Below are 14,188 nucleotides of genomic sequence, written 5' to 3' on the forward strand. Positions count from 1 at the left end.
CCCCCGTGCATTGTCCGATCGCGAGATAGAATAAATCCAGCAACAGTTCTCAATATATTTAAGACACGAGAGGAGAACACAGACGCATGGGCAAAATAGTCGGCATTGACTTGGGTACAACCAACTCAGTAGTAGCCGTCATGGAGGGTGGCAAGCCGGTTGTCATTGCCAATGCCGAAGGTATGCGGATAACTCCCTCTGTAGTAGGCTTTAACAAAGAAGGAGAACGCATCGTCGGACAAATGGCGCGGCGGCAAGCAGTTCTCGATCCGCAGAATACTTTTTATGGTGTTAAGCGGATGATCGGGCGCAATTATGCGGAACTCAGTCCGGACTCGAAGCGAGTGCCATACAACATTCGCAAGGATGAAACCGGTAATATTAAAATTAAATGTCCCCGCCTGAATAAGGAATTTGCTCCCGAAGAAATCTCGGCAATGGTGCTGCGGAAGTTGGTAGATGAGGCGAGTCGCTATCTGGGTGAAAAGGTGACGGGGGCGGTAATTACCGTACCGGCTTATTTCAACGATTCTCAGCGACAGGCGACGCGGGATGCGGGACAAATTGCGGGATTAGAAGTAAAACGGATTCTGAATGAGCCAACGGCAGCAGCTTTGGCATACGGACTCGATCGCCGCGAAAGTCAGACAATCTTGGTATTCGACTTGGGCGGCGGGACTTTTGACGTTTCCATCCTGGAAGTGGGCGATGGAGTGTTTGAAGTTAAAGCTACCAGCGGCGATACTCAGTTGGGCGGTAACGATTTTGATAAGAAAATAGTTGACTGGTTGGCAGAGGGCTTTCTGGAAAAAGAAGGTGTGGATTTAAGGCGCGATCGCCAAGCTCTGCAACGTCTGATGGAAGCAGCGGAAAAAGCGAAAATCGAACTTTCCGGTGTTACCGTCACCGATATTAACTTACCATTTATCACCGCTACGGAAAACGGGCCGGTACACTTGGAAACGACGCTGACTCGTTCCCAGTTTGAAAGTCTTTGCACTGATTTGGTAAGCAGAATCCGCAAACCTGTCAAACGCGCTCTCTCGGATGCTAGCTTAACTCCCGCCCAAATAGACGAAGTGGTATTAGTGGGGGGTGCGACGCGAATGCCGATGGTGCAGGATTTAGTTCGCACTATCATCGACAAACAGCCAAATCAAAATATCAACGCCGATGAAGTCGTCGCGGTGGGTGCGGCAATTCAAGCAGGCATTTTGGGTGGAGAACTCAAAGATGTGCTGCTGTTGGATGTGACTCCTCTATCTTTGGGACTGGAAACGATCGGCGGTGTGATGAAAAAAATTATTCCCCGCAACACTACTATCCCAGTGAGGCGATCGGATACTTTTTCTACCGGCGAAAATAACCAAACTATGGTAGAAATTCACGTCCTCCAAGGCGAACGGGAAATGGGGGCGGATAATAAATCTTTGGGACGGTTTAAGCTGTTCGGGATTCCGCCGGCACCGCGAGGCGTACCCCAAATTCAGGTATCTTTTGATATTGATGCCAACGGCATTTTGCAAGTGGCAGCTTTGGATAGAAGTACGGGTCGGGAACAGAGTATCACGATCCAAGGAGCCTCTACCTTAACTCAGGAAGAGGTAAGCCGAATGCTACAGGATGCAGAAGAATATGCTGAGGCAGATCGGTTGAAGCGAGAAAAAATCGAGAAGCGCAATCGCGCCGAATCTCTCACTACTCAAGCAGAAAGGCAGCTGCGAGAAGTGGCGTTAGATTTTGGGATGCAGTTTGCCAATGAATACCGCTATCGCATTGAAAGTCTGATCAAGGAATTGCGGGATTATTTGGCTAAAAATGACGATCGCGGTATCGATCGCGCCCAAGCAGATTTGCAAGATGCCCTTTACGAGTTGCAACGCGAAGTCCGCCTGCGCTTTAGCGAAGAGGAAGATGACTTTTTTGGGTCAATTCGTCGCGCTTTCTCTGGAGACGATCGCGAAGACGAACGCCCATACTACCCCAGTCGCGATAACGATCGCCCGTACTATTCCAGTCGCGATAACGATCGGCCATACTACTCCAGTCGGGATAGCGATCGGCCATACTACGGCGGGGGAACAAGTCAGCCATCTCGCAATACTTCTGAAAGCGTAGGATATGGTAAGTCTCGGAAAGGTGCCAATAATAATAATGATGATTGGGATGATGATGATGATTGGCTCTAATTGGTCAAAATGTCGCCCGATTTTGGATTTTGGATTTTGGATTTTGGATTGGCTGGGCAATAAGCGAGCGGAGCTTGAAATTCGTCAAATTTTTTTGATGGTTCCCATTGAAATGGGAGGCTTGAAACCGCTTTTTTTCGGTCATCGGTCATGGAGAAATTTCCAATTTTAAATGGCAGATTGCAAATTTATTTGCATCTGAAATTTAAAATTGGAAATCTCAAATTTTCATAACAGAAGACTGTTGACGAATGGCTATTGACAAATAACGAATTTTATGCAAAATTTTCGGGATTATTACGAGATTCTGGGCGTTGCCAGAGATGCCTCGGTAGAAGAGATTAAGAAAGTATATCGGCGGTTAGCCAGACAGTATCACCCGGATTTGAATCCGGGAAACAAAGAAGCTGAAGAGAAATTTAAAGACATTAGTGAGGCTTACGAAGTTCTCTCGGATGTGACTAAGCGATCGGAGTACGATCAATACAGCCGCTTCTGGAACAAGCGAGGCTTCCAAGGTAGAAACTTCGGCCAGTATAAAAGTTGGTTCAACCGCAGTAATAGTAATAGCGATCGCGCTACTGCTACGGAAGAAAAAGATTACAGTAACGACACTGACTTCAATAAGTTTATCGACGACTTGTTGGGACGCCGCCGAGAAAAGCGCGTGGTCACAACTGTACCGGAAGAACCTCCGAAACAAACTCCTTTAGAAGATATTTTCCGTCCCAAAACTACAAAGACTACATATACAATTCCCGCTCGTCCTAACCGCAAGGATATCGAAGCGCGACTGACATTGCCATTAGAAAAAGCTTACACCGGAGGCTTGGAACGCATTCGTTTGGAAGATGGGCGATCGCTGGAAATAAATATGCCACCAGCAATGGTAACAGATCAGCGCATCCGTCTCAAAGGTCAAGGCGTCGATGGCGGCGACCTTTACCTGATCATTACCGTCGCTTCTCATCCCTACTTTACAGTAGAAGGTGCCGATATTGTTTGCCAATTGCCCATCACTCCCAGCGAAGCAGTCTTGGGAGAACAAGTGCAAGTACCGACTTTGGACGGTCGAGTTAAAATTACAATTCCACCCGGAGTTAAGTCGGGACAAAGATTGCGCCTTGCCAACAAAGGTTATCCCGGAGATGATGGAGAAAGAGGCGATCAGTTAGTCGAAATTCAAATTGTTGTTCCCAAAAATCCCAGCTTACGAGAACGGGAACTGTACGAAAAATTGCGCGGTATCGAAACATTTAATCCTCGTGCCGATTTACCAGTGTAAAGATATGACAAATATTCAATCAATAACAACTGCGATCGCATCCCTTTACGAACAGGATTTTTATATGTGGTTACAAACAAATATAAACTTCTTAAAAGAGGGAAGGTTTGCAGAAATAGATATAGAAAACTTACTAGAGGAACTGGAAAGTATGGGGAGAAGTGAGAAAAATGCCCTAACCAGTAATCTGAGGGTACTTCTCATGCACTTACTTAAGTATAAATATCAGCCGGAAAAACGAACAAATAGTTGGCTTTACACCATTCGAGAACATCGCAAACGCCTCCGAGAAACCTTCAAAACCAGTCCGAGCTTATATCGTTTTTTTGAAGATATTTTTAATGAATCTTATCAAGATGCTAGGGAACTAGCCGCAGATGAAACAGGTTTATCTATTAAGATATTTCCCCCTGAGTCTCCCTTTACTGTAGAAGAAGTTCTTAATCCTGATTTTTTACCCCCTGAAAACGATCGTTCCGAAAATATTGAATAATTGAAAGAGATATCATTGTGTGCGAGTTTTAGCCCACCAGGGAATAAATTCCCTGGCGGGTTTTGACAATAGTGCAATATCTTCAGTTATAACCCTTTGATATACTCCCTCAATACAGGTGACAGGGTGTAAAAACTTCCTTGCTGTTCTATCAAACAGCGCCGCGATAAAGATTGCAGCGCGTTGAGTAAATCGGTCGATCGCATTCTGCCATTTTCTAGTAATTTTGCCAGATTGACGGGTTCGCTTTCTTTCGCCAACAAGGAGAGAACTTGTTTTTCCAATTCGGATAGGCGATCGAACTGCTCTTCTAAAACATCTTTCAAATTTTCTGGTAATAATATGGTATCATCTAGTAATAACTCAGTCACGCATCCTCCCAACTCTTTAATCAGAGTCGCCACGCTTTTTATCCATAACGGATTGCCTTGGTAGCGGTGAATGAGTTCTTCGCAATTGTCGATTTCTGCTAACCTGTAATCTTTCAGTATTTCTCGTGCGGCTACGATATCTAAACCAGTGACTTGTAAGGTACGAACGATCGGATTTTGGCTTTCTATTTGAGTTATTTCTCTCGGTTGTTCCCAACCTATTAACAAAAAGCAACTTTGATGGGATAATTTTTCTATCTGTTTGAAAAACGAGCGATATTCTTCGTATCCAGGTTTATACTTACCTGCCAATTCATTTTTACTGAAAAGGTGGTGAACGTCATCTAAGACTATTAAACAGCGAGATTTTTGTAAATATTTAATTAGCGGTAAAGGTTTTTGGTTCGTTGCTGGGGAATCTAGCTTTTCCGACTGCGAGAAAAACTCGATTAGTTTATGTTGAAATTCATCTAAAGTAGGCGATGATTCGAGACTGCACCAAATGACGTACTCAAACTCATCTTTTATTTGTTGAACGAGTTGTACCGCTAATGTGGTTTTGCCGATTCCGCTGATACCCGCGATCGCTATTAGACGACAGCGTTGTTGTAAAATCCAGGTGGTAAGGGTGTCGAGTTCGGGAGTGCGATCGTAAAAAGCACCCAACTCCGGCATTTCGCTTAAATCTTGATGCGATATTTTAGTTTGTTTTGAGTTAGTTGTTTCTTGATTAGGTGGATGTAAGTTTGGTATATCTGGCGGATGTCTACTTTCTCCACAAATGTTGAAACTACCAATTCGGTTGTGATGCTGTTCTAAATGTGAAACTACCGAAATTTGCAACCTCTCCATCGATGCTCGAAAATTCGATTTACTAACTTTTTCCCCCAACTCCTGTGAAAGGATCTGCCATAATTCCATTCCTACTTCTCTAACACGATCCTCAGAACGATGAACCCCATTAGCAATTTCTTTATAGTCCTCATCTTCCCACGTTCCCCGCAGAATCGTCTCTTGCAAATCATTGAGGTGCTTACCCGTTCTAGCAAATACGAGATCGTCTGCGAGTTTTAACACTTCCTTAAGATTCATACAGTCGGGTAGATGTCAAGGTTGGTGGTATTATACCCAACATTTCCCCACATTTCCCAATTTTTCCCCACATTTCCCCATATTCGATCGGGTCATCTGGTAGAAAAGTCCCGATATCGACCAGATTTTTAGCAAGCTGAAGCATAAAAATTAATTGCTAGCCTAGATCGAGAGCAAGTTTACTCCCTTGGGAGATGAGCAATTGGATGAAAATGTATATGAAAAAAGCATCCCTGCCAAAAAGTAGCAGTAATTTTATAAAATTACTTTGCGGAACCTTGAGCGTAAGCGTCTGTGTGTTCTTAGGCGTTGCTAAAGCTACACAATTATTAGCTCAAACCATTCCCTCTGGTTTTTATAAAATAATGGAAGACACGGGAGTGCGAGTCTACAAAAAAGATTATCAAGGTGGGAAGCCAGACTATGTTACTGTTGTAGACCTTCGCAAAGCAACAATACGAAACCTAACCGGATCTTATTCCAATGGAAATGTCTATCGCAAGTCATTGAATACTTTTTGGAATGATGCTGTTGCTATGAATACAACAACAGCAAAAGCTAAAGTTGTCATAAATGGAACATTTTTTGATAATAATGGCTCACCAAATCCTACGAAAATTGCTTTTGGCTTAAAGGTTCGTAATAACAAAATTAGCTATGGCTATGGATTAGGTGAATTTCCCGGTAAGAACCGTACCCTTGCCTTCAACTCTTTTGGAGCTAGTACCAGTATCCAAAGCCACTCCAACTCTACATTCGATGGCTCCACACCAGATGTTGTTGGCGCACTGGATGTTACCGCCAATAAGTCTGCTTCAGAACCTTTAGAGCGCACGTTTGTAGGCAACATTGATAGCGATGGCAATGGTGTTGCAGAAACACTACTTTTGTTTTCAACTCTGAAGGCTACCCAAGCTGCTGCGGATAACGTCCTGAAAGCTTTTGGTGCAACTAGCAGGGCAATGCTCGACGGTGGTGGAAGCACTTTTCTAATCATTGATGGAAACCCGAAGATTTCTACTACCCGCACAGTTCCTCATGCGGTCGCGGTGTATGCTGGTAAGCCTGAAAATCCTATTAAAGGTATTGGAGGAAAATGCTTAGATGTTAGTGGTGGAAGCACCACCAGTGGTACCCAAATACAAATATGGGATTGTAATGGTACTGCTGCCCAAAAATGGAGTTTTACCGATGGTGTCTTGCGGGGTATTGGAGGCAAATGTCTAGATGTGAGTGGTGCGAATACGGCGAATGGTACCAAAATACAAATATGGGATTGTAATGGTACTCCTGCTCAAAAATGGACTTTTGTTAAAGATAGTGTATTTCGCGGTATTGGAGGCAAATGTCTAGATGTGAATGGCGGAAACACCACGAGTGGTACTAAAGTGCAACTATGGGATTGCAATAACTCTGCTGCCCAGAGTTGGCAACGAATTGATTGAGGAATAAAAAGTCTCTCTAGTTAACTGTAGATTTTTTACTAGGGACACCATCTCCATAAAAAATGTCAGACGATTACTAAATAAATAGAGCGAGAACTGCTGATTAAAGGGTGAAGCAACAAATCAAATCCTATGACATATACAATATTCTGCTAAATTGGCTGCTCACTCCGCCGATTGCATTTCTATTACTTGCCATCTTGTGGGTAGAGGTCGCCCACGGGGGTGGGCCAGAGAACGTACCAAACAATCGCTTTGGCTGGGCGTCGCAGAGGAACATTAGAGGTGTAGCAGTACCATATTCTGATGTTGATATGCTGCTTTGCTATATGCAAACAGCAGATGGCCGTATTTTAAATCTAGGAGTAATTTGCGTAAATAATGAAGATAATATTAAAAAGTTACTAGCGACAAAGCAATGTCAAAATTGCGACCTCAGTGGTGTTAATTTGTCTGGAGCAAACTTACCGAATGCTAATCTAAGTGGCGCTAATCTAAGTGGTGCTAATCTGAGCGGTGCTAATCTGAGCGGTGCCGATCTGAGCGGTGCCAATTTGAGCGATGCTAATGTAACTGATGCCAATCTGAGTGATGCCAATCTAACAGGAGCAATAATGCCTAATTGAGCGCTCATCCCTAGAAGTGCGCTCGCCGTTCATTTTAATTTGGGTTAAGGCATATTACGCAATATGTTTTTTTACTCACAATCTTATCCATTTCTATCATTGCAATGTGATGATTGGACAGATAGAGATTGCCTACGACACGCACTCGCTTAGCACCACCAAAAAAAGAGCGATCGCGTTTACTTTCCCAGGCGATCGCACTTTGCAATGTGATGATTGGAAAGATAGCGATCGCCTACGACACGCACTCACTTAGCACGACCAAAAAAAGAGCGATCGCTTACGACACAAATAGCGATCGCACCACCAAAAAACAGTAAAGTAGTAAGGTGGGCAATTGCCTACCTTATTTAGCTACTTAAGAGTAGAGTAGCTCTATGAAGTTTCAGTGGGACTCAGGCAAAGCGAGTAGCAATGCTAAAAAGCATGGTGTATCTTTTGAAGAGGCTGTCACTGTCTTTGGAGATCCACTAGCTGTGACAATTTCTGACCCCGATCGCTCGGTAGGTGAGTTCCGTCTTCTAACGATAGGTAATTCAAGCTTACAGCGCCTTTTGGTTGTGTCCCATACAGAACGAGAAGGAGAGGTGCGTTTAATCAGCGCCCGTTTAGCCACCCGACAAGAGAGAAGAAGCTATGAGTCAGGAACCTGAAGCACAAGTCAATGACGAAATGAGACCTGAATACGATTTTTCAGGTGGTGTTCGTGGCAAATACTATGAAGCCTATATGCGAGCGAGCAATGTGGTAGTTCTCGATCCAGATGTAGCAGAAATATTTCGAGACTCAGCTTCCGTAAATGAAGCGTTGCGATTGCTGGCCAAAATTGCTAAGTCTGTCACAATTTAATTAACTGTTTCAAAAATACCAGCACGATCTGGCTGTATGCAGTGCAGCCGAAAGAAATCTTTCCTATTTTGAGTAATCACAGCACGATTCTCGGTAGTTGCAAAAACTAACACATCTGCATCGGGAATTCCCTGATTTGCTTTACCTGCTTCTTGAACAGTTAAAACATCCTGTCCTAAAGCTCGCAGAAATTCTACAACTGGATACGAGTATTGCTCATCAGCATAGAGACGCGCCATCTACTAAAAATCCTCGTACATTACCTCATCATTTTCCCGAATTTCTGTTTCAATTTCGTCCGGGAAAGCTTCAGCATAAGCCCAAGCATTAGCCAGATCCGTTGCAGAAAGCGATGGATAGCTTGTGAGTAAATCGGCTTCACTATATCCAATGCGATGAGCTTCTACAAGTCCCCAAACGGTGATGCGCGTTCCAGCAATACAGGCACTCCCACCACAAACTCCAGGCTTTTTTTCAATACCGCGCCCTAAAGTGATTTTGCCTTGCGATAGAAGTTGAACTACTTGAGCTTTTTCTTCATCAGAGAGTGCTAGCAGTTGAGTTTCTAATTCTTTCAGCGTCATAGCAAACAAAGACAAGGGTTACTTTCTATGTTACCAAACGATCCCCAACATCTTTTTATACTCACAATCTTATCCATTTTTACCATGATAATGTGATGATTGGGCGAATAGGGAATGCCTACCGCACGCTGCGCGAATGCCTACGACACGGATAGCGATATGCCGTTCGTCAGCTGCGCCATAATGCTCCGCATCGCTATCGCGATCGCACCTCCAAAAAAAGCGATCGCACCCTTGTCACAAGCTATAATTTGCTCAGAGTTAAGTTGATACAACCCCAATGCTAACACTTGAGCAAATCGAGTCTGCTATTCTTCAGCTATCCCCAGATGAGTATAGAAAACTGAGCGAGTGGTTTGCCAATTTAGATTATCAACGCTGGGATGAGCAATTAGAGAAAGACATTGCCAATGGAAAACTAGAAGACCTAGCAAAAGAGGCGATCGCTGAATTTGAAGCGGGGCAGTGTCGAAGCATCTGATGAATTACACAACTCGTCGATTTTGGGAATGTTACAACGCTCTACCTGAAGAAGTGCAGCGAACAGCGGATCGGTGTTATCAGTTACTTAAAACCGATCCTTTTCATCCATCGCTACACTTCAAGAAAGTTGGTAATTACTGGTCAGTGCGAGTAGGACAACATTATAGGGCTTTGGGCGTAGAAGTTAAAGGCGGTATTTCATGGTTTTGGATTGGGACACACGCAGAGTACGACAAACTCATTGATGTATAGTTTCGATCGGATCGCTGAATTTGAAGCTGGACACTCTCTCAGAATACGAATCGATCGCCAACAGCACGCTGCGCGATCGCCCTTCTTTATAAATTACAGCGCTTTCCGCTGTAGTGAGGTACACTAAATATTCTGTAGCGGTTTGTAATAAATTGGTTTACTAATTGCTACTGTACCTCATAACAGCGCAAAGCGCTGTAAATTTAAACAAAGAAACCAAACATATTTTTCTACTCACAATATTATCCATTTCTATCATACCAATGGAACCCCTTTGATGACTCCGATCGAGACTCGTTATACTCAAAGTACCAATCTTCCTGAGATGCCGTGATGACCATCAAAGAACTACTCCTCCAAGAAATCGATAGCACCCCTACAGTTTGAGGAATGGCAACAACCTTGTACAAAATTTGTAGTATTTCAATCTGATTAATCAGCAACAAGTAACAAATTCCAGAAGTATCAGAAACGACAATCATTGCCCTCTGAACTCCTCAAGAGTTTGAAGATATTGTTCTAATTCTGCTTCGTCATAGTTCAGGTAAACACCCATCCGCTTCAAAAAGGCGTGAGTCTCAAGACGAGATGGTAGATTGAGTATTTGGCGCACTTCAGCAGTGTTAACTTTACCACAGTGGTAAGCATCAGCAATAATTATTTCTAGGAGCCGACGAGAGAGACTACCCCTGGTTTGCTCTAGGCGTTCAGCAATTTCATCAGGAATTTCAACCGTGATTTGCATAGACTATTTAGCGAATAGTTTAATCCGATCTCTATGATAAGCGATCGCACTACAAAAAAAAAGCGCGATATGCCGTTCGTCATCTGCGCGAACGCCGATTTTCACCCATTTAAAAACACCAATCGATTAATCAATTACAATTATTTAGTGTAAGCATTCAGCCGTCAGATATCAGCGTAGAACTTTAGTCGGAATTGACCATCAGCAGTTTAAACAAAGGCTAGTGAAACTTCAGCGCTCTCGATCGCATTAGCTGACGGCTGACTGCGCTACGCTGAATGCTTACCTTTGAAGTTTGACCCAACATTGCCCCATCAGGGACTTGGTAAGCAGAAACTTGCTCTAATATTAAGAAAGATAAATAACATTTTACCCGTCCCATCATGACTCTGGGCAATCTGCGCGACCTGTATCAACAGGTGATTCTGGAACACTACAAGAAGCCAAAGCACAAAGGCAAAACCAATCCGGTGCATCGGTATCAGAAGGGACATAACCCTTCCTGCGGCGATACGATCGAGCTAACGTTGCAGCTCGACGAAGCCGGGGATACCATACTAGATGCCAAATTTGAAGGCGAAGGCTGTGCGATCTCAATGGCATCTGCGGACTTGATGGCAGAAGCTTTGCGGGGTAAAACCGTAAAAGAAGCGCTAGAGATGGTGGAACGCTTCCAAAACATGATGAAAGGAAGCGCAGAGTTTCCCAAAGAACTGCGAAAATTGAACGTCATGCAAGGCGTCGCCCAGTTCCCCGTGCGGATTAAATGTGCTAACCTAACCTGGCACGCCCTCAAAGCTGCCTTAGAATCGGTCAACGATAAGCAGGCAGATGGGTTTGTCAGCAACGAAAAAGAATAAGCTTGCGTCGCTATGATTACTACAGCTCAGTTCATCCAAGCCGCCGGGTGGGCAGGTATCGCCACTCTAGCTTTTGCTGCCTTGGCAATAATCGCATTTATCTTTAAATGGGGTATCCGCTTTCGCTTAGTGGGTGTGACCGGTTTTACGGGAGTCCTCTCAGGCGGTTTATTTGCCTTGGGATTGGGACTTTTTACCCACACAACCGTTCCGGGCGCGGTTCGCTATTCGCTAATCTACGATAATGGGGCGACTCTAGCAGCGATCGCACTACCCCCTCAAATTACCGAATCCCAATTGGAAGCTACCCTGCGTCAAGCTGGTGCCGATTTGTTTTCCTACGGTCGGTTGGGTAGCGGAGATGGTAAACTGACTATCCGCGCTCGTACTATTATCCATCCCGAAGCGGGAGTTTCGCAACCGCTATACTTAGGCGAAGTGACGCGATCGCTTGCCAATCAGGACAAACAGCTTACAGTGGAAATCTATCGAGACAACTTAGCCCGATTGCCAAAATCAACCACTGAGCAGGAAAATAGTTAAATAGTCATCCGTCAAAAGGTCATCAGTCATCGGTCAAAAGGAAAGTTGAATAGACATCTCCAAAAATTCTTGTGGGGTAGGCATCCTGCCTGCGTTTGAGATAATTTTCTGGAGATGTCTAATGAGAAACTATAGATAGACTTGTCTAACTCACAACTGACTAATGACAAATGACTAATGACAAATGACAAGTAAATTCAAGTCATGGGGAAATTTTGAAATGTACAGTTTTCTGCCAATAGCTTTCTTTAAAAACGAATTTGTACCATTTGAAGAAGCTAGAATATCGATCGCCACCCATGCCTTACACTACGGAACAGGTGCATTTGGAGGACTGCGCGGTATCCCCGATCCGCAAAACCCCAAACAAATTTTGCTGTTTAGATTAGACCGCCACTGCCAAAGGTTAAGTCAAAGCGCTAAGTTTTTACACTACGATTTGCCAGCTCAAAAAATAGAAGAAACTATAGTTACATTCGTCAAAAAAAATCAACCCAATAAATCTTTTTACATCAGACCGTTTGTTTACACATCAGACTTGGGAATAGCCCCCAGAGTTCACAATATAGAAAAAGACTTCTTTGTTTATGGATTGGAACTGGGAGATTACCTCTCTGCCGATGGAGTAAACTGCCGAATCAGCTCTTGGTACAGACAAGAAGACCGCAGTTTTCCATTAAGAGGTAAGATCAGCGCCGCCTACATCACATCTTCTTTGGCAAAAACCGAAGCAGTAGAATCCGGTTTTGATGAAGCGATTTTAATGAACTCCCAAGGGAAAGTATGCGAAGCTTCTGGGATGAACATATTCTTGGTGAGAAACGGGCAATTGATTACGCCAGGATTTGACCAAGATATCTTAGAAGGAATCACCAGAGATAGCATCGTCAAAATCGCCAAAGACTTGGGCATTGAAACGATCGAAAGATCCGTAGATAAATCCGAGTTGTTCATCGCAGACGAAGTTTTCCTCAGCGGGACAGCAGCGAAGATAACACCAGTCAACAGAATTGAAAATTACCAATTGCCCGAAACCAGGCCATTAACTGAAAAACTCAAAGAAAAACTCACCGCAATTACAGAAAACAGAGACCCAAATTACCAAAACTGGGTATACGCGATTTCCCTGGACGGATAAGCATTCCGGAACGATCTGGGGTAATAATGTTAACTAGATAAAACGATTTTGCTGTATCCCCAATCCTTTTTCTACGTGTCTACTCCAACTGCTACTGCGTTGACTCCTATTGTTGTTGCCCCAGCCCAAGTAATACGTGGCAACCTGGTGCTGGGCGGCGAAGCAATTGCACGCTTGGGTCGTCGTCCCTTGGTTGTCGGCGGCGAAACTACCCTAGCGGCGCTTCAGGGTGAATTGCCAAAAATTCTGGAACAGCAACAGCTGAATGCGGCTACTGCGTCCTACAGTCCAGATTGTACCGAAGCGAGTCTGGCATTCCTGCGAAGCAAAGTACAAGAACATCAAGCGGATGTAATTATCGGTGTTGGTGGTGGAAAGGCTTTAGACACCGCCAAATTACTGGCCCATCAGTGCCAATTGCCGATCGCTACCGTACCGACCTCAGCTGCGACTTGCGCCGCTTGGACAGCACTTGCCAACGTCTACTCATCAGAGGGAGCATTTCTATATGATGTGCCGCTCGATCGCTGTCCGGATTTGTTGATTTTAGATTACACTCTCATCCAAACAGCTCCCCAGCGAACCCTGGTGGCAGGAATTGGAGACGCCTTGGCTAAGTGGTACGAAGCATCTGTCAGCAGCGCCAGTTCCCAAGCGACCTTCATTATTGCCGCCGTACAACAAGCGAGAGTTTTGCGAGATATTTTATTCCAAAAATCAGCAGCCGCCCTCAAAGAACCGGGCGGAGAGGAATGGCGATCGGTGGTAGATGCTACAGTTATGCTGGCTGGTGTCATCGGCGGACTGGGAGGGGCCCAATGTCGCACAGTCGCCGCCCACGCCGTCCACAACGGTTTGACGCACATATCTGCAAGTCACAGTTCCCTGCACGGCGAAAAAGTAGCTTATGGCATTTTGGTACAGCTGCGCTTGGAAGAAATGGTACAGGGAAATCAGCTCGCAGCCACAGCACGACAGCAACTGCTGAAGTTTTACGATGAGATTGGATTGCCGCAAAGCTTAGAGGATTTGGGTTTGGGAAACATCGCGCTTTCCGATCTGCGGCAAGCAGCTGAGATTGCTTGCGCCGCTAATTCGGATATTCATCGGCTACCCTTTAAAGTTGCACCAGACCATCTGATGGCAGCTATGGTTTCCACAACTACTTCGGCAATCAAAAATTAAAAATTAGTCATCGGTCTTGTTAATTTTGACTTTTGACTGAGTGACTTA

General features: G+C 44.5%; 21 protein-coding genes and 2 pseudogenes. 15 read left to right on the top strand and 8 right to left on the bottom strand.

Annotated features, from left to right (window positions below; translation table 11 throughout):
• Positions 1–86 precede the first annotated feature (86 nt).
• From dnaK to H6G03_RS03425, 3 genes are all read left to right on the top strand, one after another.
• The gene (gene dnaK / locus H6G03_RS03415) at positions 87–2,189 is read left to right on the top strand and encodes a molecular chaperone DnaK (RefSeq protein WP_190462108.1); all 2,103 of its coding nucleotides are present in this window, start codon (positions 87–89) and stop codon (positions 2,187–2,189) included.
• A 277-nt stretch (positions 2,190–2,466) separates the two neighbouring features.
• Positions 2,467–3,474 (top strand): DnaJ C-terminal domain-containing protein, encoded by a 1,008-nt coding sequence (locus tag H6G03_RS03420; RefSeq protein ID WP_190462109.1) that lies wholly within the window; start codon positions 2,467–2,469, stop codon positions 3,472–3,474.
• Between the two features lie 4 nt (positions 3,475–3,478).
• Positions 3,479–3,967 (top strand): DUF29 domain-containing protein, encoded by a 489-nt coding sequence (locus H6G03_RS03425; RefSeq protein WP_190462110.1) that lies wholly within the window; start codon positions 3,479–3,481, stop codon positions 3,965–3,967.
• An 86-nt stretch (positions 3,968–4,053) separates the two neighbouring features.
• Here H6G03_RS03425 and H6G03_RS03430 read toward each other — a convergent pair whose 3' ends face one another.
• Together H6G03_RS03430 and H6G03_RS03435 are read right to left on the bottom strand one after the other, a co-directional pair.
• Positions 4,054–5,430: an NB-ARC domain-containing protein gene (locus H6G03_RS03430; RefSeq protein WP_190462111.1), complete on the bottom strand. Its 1,377-nt coding sequence runs from the start codon at positions 5,428–5,430 to the stop codon at positions 4,054–4,056.
• Positions 5,420–5,575: a hypothetical protein gene (locus tag H6G03_RS03435; RefSeq protein ID WP_190462112.1), complete on the bottom strand. Its 156-nt coding sequence runs from the start codon at positions 5,573–5,575 to the stop codon at positions 5,420–5,422. The genes H6G03_RS03430 and H6G03_RS03435 overlap by 11 nt, the downstream gene beginning before the upstream one ends.
• Positions 5,576–5,648: 73 nt before the next feature.
• On the opposite strand from H6G03_RS03435, the gene H6G03_RS03440 reads away from it, so the two are divergent.
• The 5 genes and pseudogenes from H6G03_RS03440 to H6G03_RS03460 all read left to right on the top strand — a co-directional run bounded on the left by H6G03_RS03440 (position 5,649) and on the right by H6G03_RS03460 (position 8,350).
• On the top strand, positions 5,649–6,875 hold the full coding sequence (locus H6G03_RS03440; protein ID WP_190462114.1) for a ricin-type beta-trefoil lectin domain protein: 1,227 nt from the start codon (positions 5,649–5,651) through the stop codon (positions 6,873–6,875).
• A 329-nt stretch (positions 6,876–7,204) separates the two neighbouring features.
• Positions 7,205–7,492, top strand: a pseudogene (locus tag H6G03_RS39685) (pentapeptide repeat-containing protein); the annotation flags it as partial.
• Positions 7,493–7,629: 137 nt separating this feature from the next.
• Entirely contained in the window at positions 7,630–7,821 is a 192-nt protein-coding gene (locus tag H6G03_RS03450) for a hypothetical protein (RefSeq protein ID WP_190462116.1), read from the top strand.
• Positions 7,822–7,878: 57 nt separating this feature from the next.
• The gene (locus H6G03_RS03455) at positions 7,879–8,154 is read left to right on the top strand and encodes a BrnT family toxin (protein WP_190462118.1); all 276 of its coding nucleotides are present in this window, start codon (positions 7,879–7,881) and stop codon (positions 8,152–8,154) included.
• Positions 8,138–8,350, top strand: coding sequence for a hypothetical protein (locus H6G03_RS03460; RefSeq protein WP_190462119.1), 213 nt, complete (start codon positions 8,138–8,140; stop codon positions 8,348–8,350). Before H6G03_RS03455 ends, H6G03_RS03460 begins: the two co-directional genes overlap by 17 nt.
• Before the next feature lie 14 nt (positions 8,351–8,364).
• Here H6G03_RS03460 and H6G03_RS03465 read toward each other — a convergent pair.
• Both H6G03_RS03465 and H6G03_RS03470 read right to left on the bottom strand, forming a co-directional pair.
• A pseudogene (locus tag H6G03_RS03465) lies at positions 8,365–8,589 on the bottom strand (DUF5615 family PIN-like protein); the annotation flags it as partial.
• 3 nt (positions 8,590–8,592) lie between these two features.
• Positions 8,593–8,934, bottom strand: coding sequence for a DUF433 domain-containing protein (locus H6G03_RS03470; RefSeq protein WP_190462123.1), 342 nt, complete (start codon positions 8,932–8,934; stop codon positions 8,593–8,595).
• Between the two features lie 114 nt (positions 8,935–9,048).
• Between H6G03_RS03470 and H6G03_RS03475 the strand changes: the two genes are divergently transcribed.
• From H6G03_RS03475 to H6G03_RS03485, 3 genes are read left to right on the top strand one after another with little or no spacing between them, the layout of a single operon-like run.
• Positions 9,049–9,204 (top strand): hypothetical protein, encoded by a 156-nt coding sequence (locus H6G03_RS03475; RefSeq protein ID WP_190462125.1) that lies wholly within the window; start codon positions 9,049–9,051, stop codon positions 9,202–9,204.
• 10 nt (positions 9,205–9,214) lie between these two features.
• Positions 9,215–9,415, top strand: coding sequence for a hypothetical protein (locus H6G03_RS03480; RefSeq protein WP_190462127.1), 201 nt, complete (start codon positions 9,215–9,217; stop codon positions 9,413–9,415).
• A complete protein-coding gene (locus H6G03_RS03485; protein WP_190462128.1) occupies positions 9,415–9,669 on the top strand; it encodes a ParE family toxin-like protein in 255 nt (84 codons plus the stop codon). Before H6G03_RS03480 ends, H6G03_RS03485 begins: the two co-directional genes overlap by 1 nt.
• On the opposite strand, the gene H6G03_RS03490 is transcribed toward H6G03_RS03485, so the two are convergent.
• The 4 genes from H6G03_RS03490 to H6G03_RS03505 form a co-directional block, all read right to left on the bottom strand.
• Positions 9,656–9,793 carry a hypothetical protein gene (locus H6G03_RS03490; RefSeq protein WP_190462130.1) on the bottom strand — a complete coding sequence of 46 codons (138 nt, stop codon included), beginning with the start codon at positions 9,791–9,793 and terminating at the stop codon, positions 9,656–9,658. The two genes, H6G03_RS03485 and H6G03_RS03490, sit on opposite strands and share 14 nt — an antisense overlap.
• A gap of 118 nt (positions 9,794–9,911) precedes the next feature.
• A complete protein-coding gene (locus H6G03_RS37765; protein ID WP_242060293.1) occupies positions 9,912–10,151 on the bottom strand; it encodes a hypothetical protein in 240 nt (79 codons plus the stop codon).
• Positions 10,148–10,414 (bottom strand): UPF0175 family protein, encoded by a 267-nt coding sequence (locus tag H6G03_RS03500; RefSeq protein ID WP_190462132.1) that lies wholly within the window; start codon positions 10,412–10,414, stop codon positions 10,148–10,150. The genes H6G03_RS37765 and H6G03_RS03500 overlap by 4 nt, the downstream gene beginning before the upstream one ends.
• A 220-nt stretch (positions 10,415–10,634) precedes the next feature.
• Positions 10,635–10,811, bottom strand: coding sequence for a hypothetical protein (locus H6G03_RS03505; protein WP_190462134.1), 177 nt, complete (start codon positions 10,809–10,811; stop codon positions 10,635–10,637).
• Here H6G03_RS03505 and sufU point away from each other — a divergent pair.
• The 4 genes from sufU to H6G03_RS03525 all read left to right on the top strand — a co-directional run bounded on the left by sufU (position 10,798) and on the right by H6G03_RS03525 (position 14,140).
• Positions 10,798–11,274, top strand: a complete 477-nt coding sequence (gene sufU, locus H6G03_RS03510; protein WP_190462136.1) for a Fe-S cluster assembly sulfur transfer protein SufU — start codon at positions 10,798–10,800, stop codon at positions 11,272–11,274. The genes H6G03_RS03505 and sufU overlap by 14 nt on opposite strands.
• 12 nt (positions 11,275–11,286) lie before the next feature.
• Positions 11,287–11,817, top strand: coding sequence for a Ycf51 family protein (locus H6G03_RS03515; RefSeq protein WP_190462138.1), 531 nt, complete (start codon positions 11,287–11,289; stop codon positions 11,815–11,817).
• A 220-nt stretch (positions 11,818–12,037) separates the two neighbouring features.
• A complete protein-coding gene (locus H6G03_RS03520; protein WP_190462312.1) occupies positions 12,038–12,955 on the top strand; it encodes a branched-chain amino acid transaminase in 918 nt (305 codons plus the stop codon).
• 75 nt (positions 12,956–13,030) lie between these two features.
• A complete protein-coding gene (locus H6G03_RS03525; RefSeq protein WP_190462140.1) occupies positions 13,031–14,140 on the top strand; it encodes an iron-containing alcohol dehydrogenase in 1,110 nt (369 codons plus the stop codon).
• Positions 14,141–14,188: the final 48 nt, after the last annotated feature.

It is taken from the genome of Aerosakkonema funiforme FACHB-1375 (assembly GCF_014696265.1).
Classification (GTDB): Bacteria; Cyanobacteriota; Cyanobacteriia; order Cyanobacteriales; family Aerosakkonemataceae; genus Aerosakkonema; species Aerosakkonema funiforme_A.

Coding starts and splice junctions, on each gene's coding strand:
- H6G03_RS03430 (WP_190462111.1), bottom strand. CDS start 5,430: ATGAATCTTAAGGAAGTGTTAAAACTCGCAGACGATCTCGTATTTGCT.
- H6G03_RS03440 (WP_190462114.1), top strand. CDS start 5,649: ATGAAAAAAGCATCCCTGCCAAAAAGTAGCAGTAATTTTATAAAATTA.
- H6G03_RS03435 (WP_190462112.1), bottom strand. CDS start 5,575: ATGCTTCAGCTTGCTAAAAATCTGGTCGATATCGGGACTTTTCTACCA.
- dnaK (WP_190462108.1), top strand. CDS start 87: ATGGGCAAAATAGTCGGCATTGACTTGGGTACAACCAACTCAGTAGTA.
- H6G03_RS03420 (WP_190462109.1), top strand. CDS start 2,467: ATGCAAAATTTTCGGGATTATTACGAGATTCTGGGCGTTGCCAGAGAT.
- H6G03_RS03500 (WP_190462132.1), bottom strand. CDS start 10,414: ATGCAAATCACGGTTGAAATTCCTGATGAAATTGCTGAACGCCTAGAG.
- H6G03_RS03480 (WP_190462127.1), top strand. CDS start 9,215: ATGCTAACACTTGAGCAAATCGAGTCTGCTATTCTTCAGCTATCCCCA.
- H6G03_RS03460 (WP_190462119.1), top strand. CDS start 8,138: ATGAGTCAGGAACCTGAAGCACAAGTCAATGACGAAATGAGACCTGAA.
- H6G03_RS03515 (WP_190462138.1), top strand. CDS start 11,287: ATGATTACTACAGCTCAGTTCATCCAAGCCGCCGGGTGGGCAGGTATC.
- H6G03_RS03485 (WP_190462128.1), top strand. CDS start 9,415: ATGAATTACACAACTCGTCGATTTTGGGAATGTTACAACGCTCTACCT.
- H6G03_RS03475 (WP_190462125.1), top strand. CDS start 9,049: ATGCCTACCGCACGCTGCGCGAATGCCTACGACACGGATAGCGATATG.
- H6G03_RS03520 (WP_190462312.1), top strand. CDS start 12,038: ATGTACAGTTTTCTGCCAATAGCTTTCTTTAAAAACGAATTTGTACCA.
- H6G03_RS37765 (WP_242060293.1), bottom strand. CDS start 10,151: ATGATTGTCGTTTCTGATACTTCTGGAATTTGTTACTTGTTGCTGATT.
- H6G03_RS03455 (WP_190462118.1), top strand. CDS start 7,879: ATGAAGTTTCAGTGGGACTCAGGCAAAGCGAGTAGCAATGCTAAAAAG.
- H6G03_RS03470 (WP_190462123.1), bottom strand. CDS start 8,934: ATGACGCTGAAAGAATTAGAAACTCAACTGCTAGCACTCTCTGATGAA.
- H6G03_RS03425 (WP_190462110.1), top strand. CDS start 3,479: ATGACAAATATTCAATCAATAACAACTGCGATCGCATCCCTTTACGAA.
- sufU (WP_190462136.1), top strand. CDS start 10,798: ATGACTCTGGGCAATCTGCGCGACCTGTATCAACAGGTGATTCTGGAA.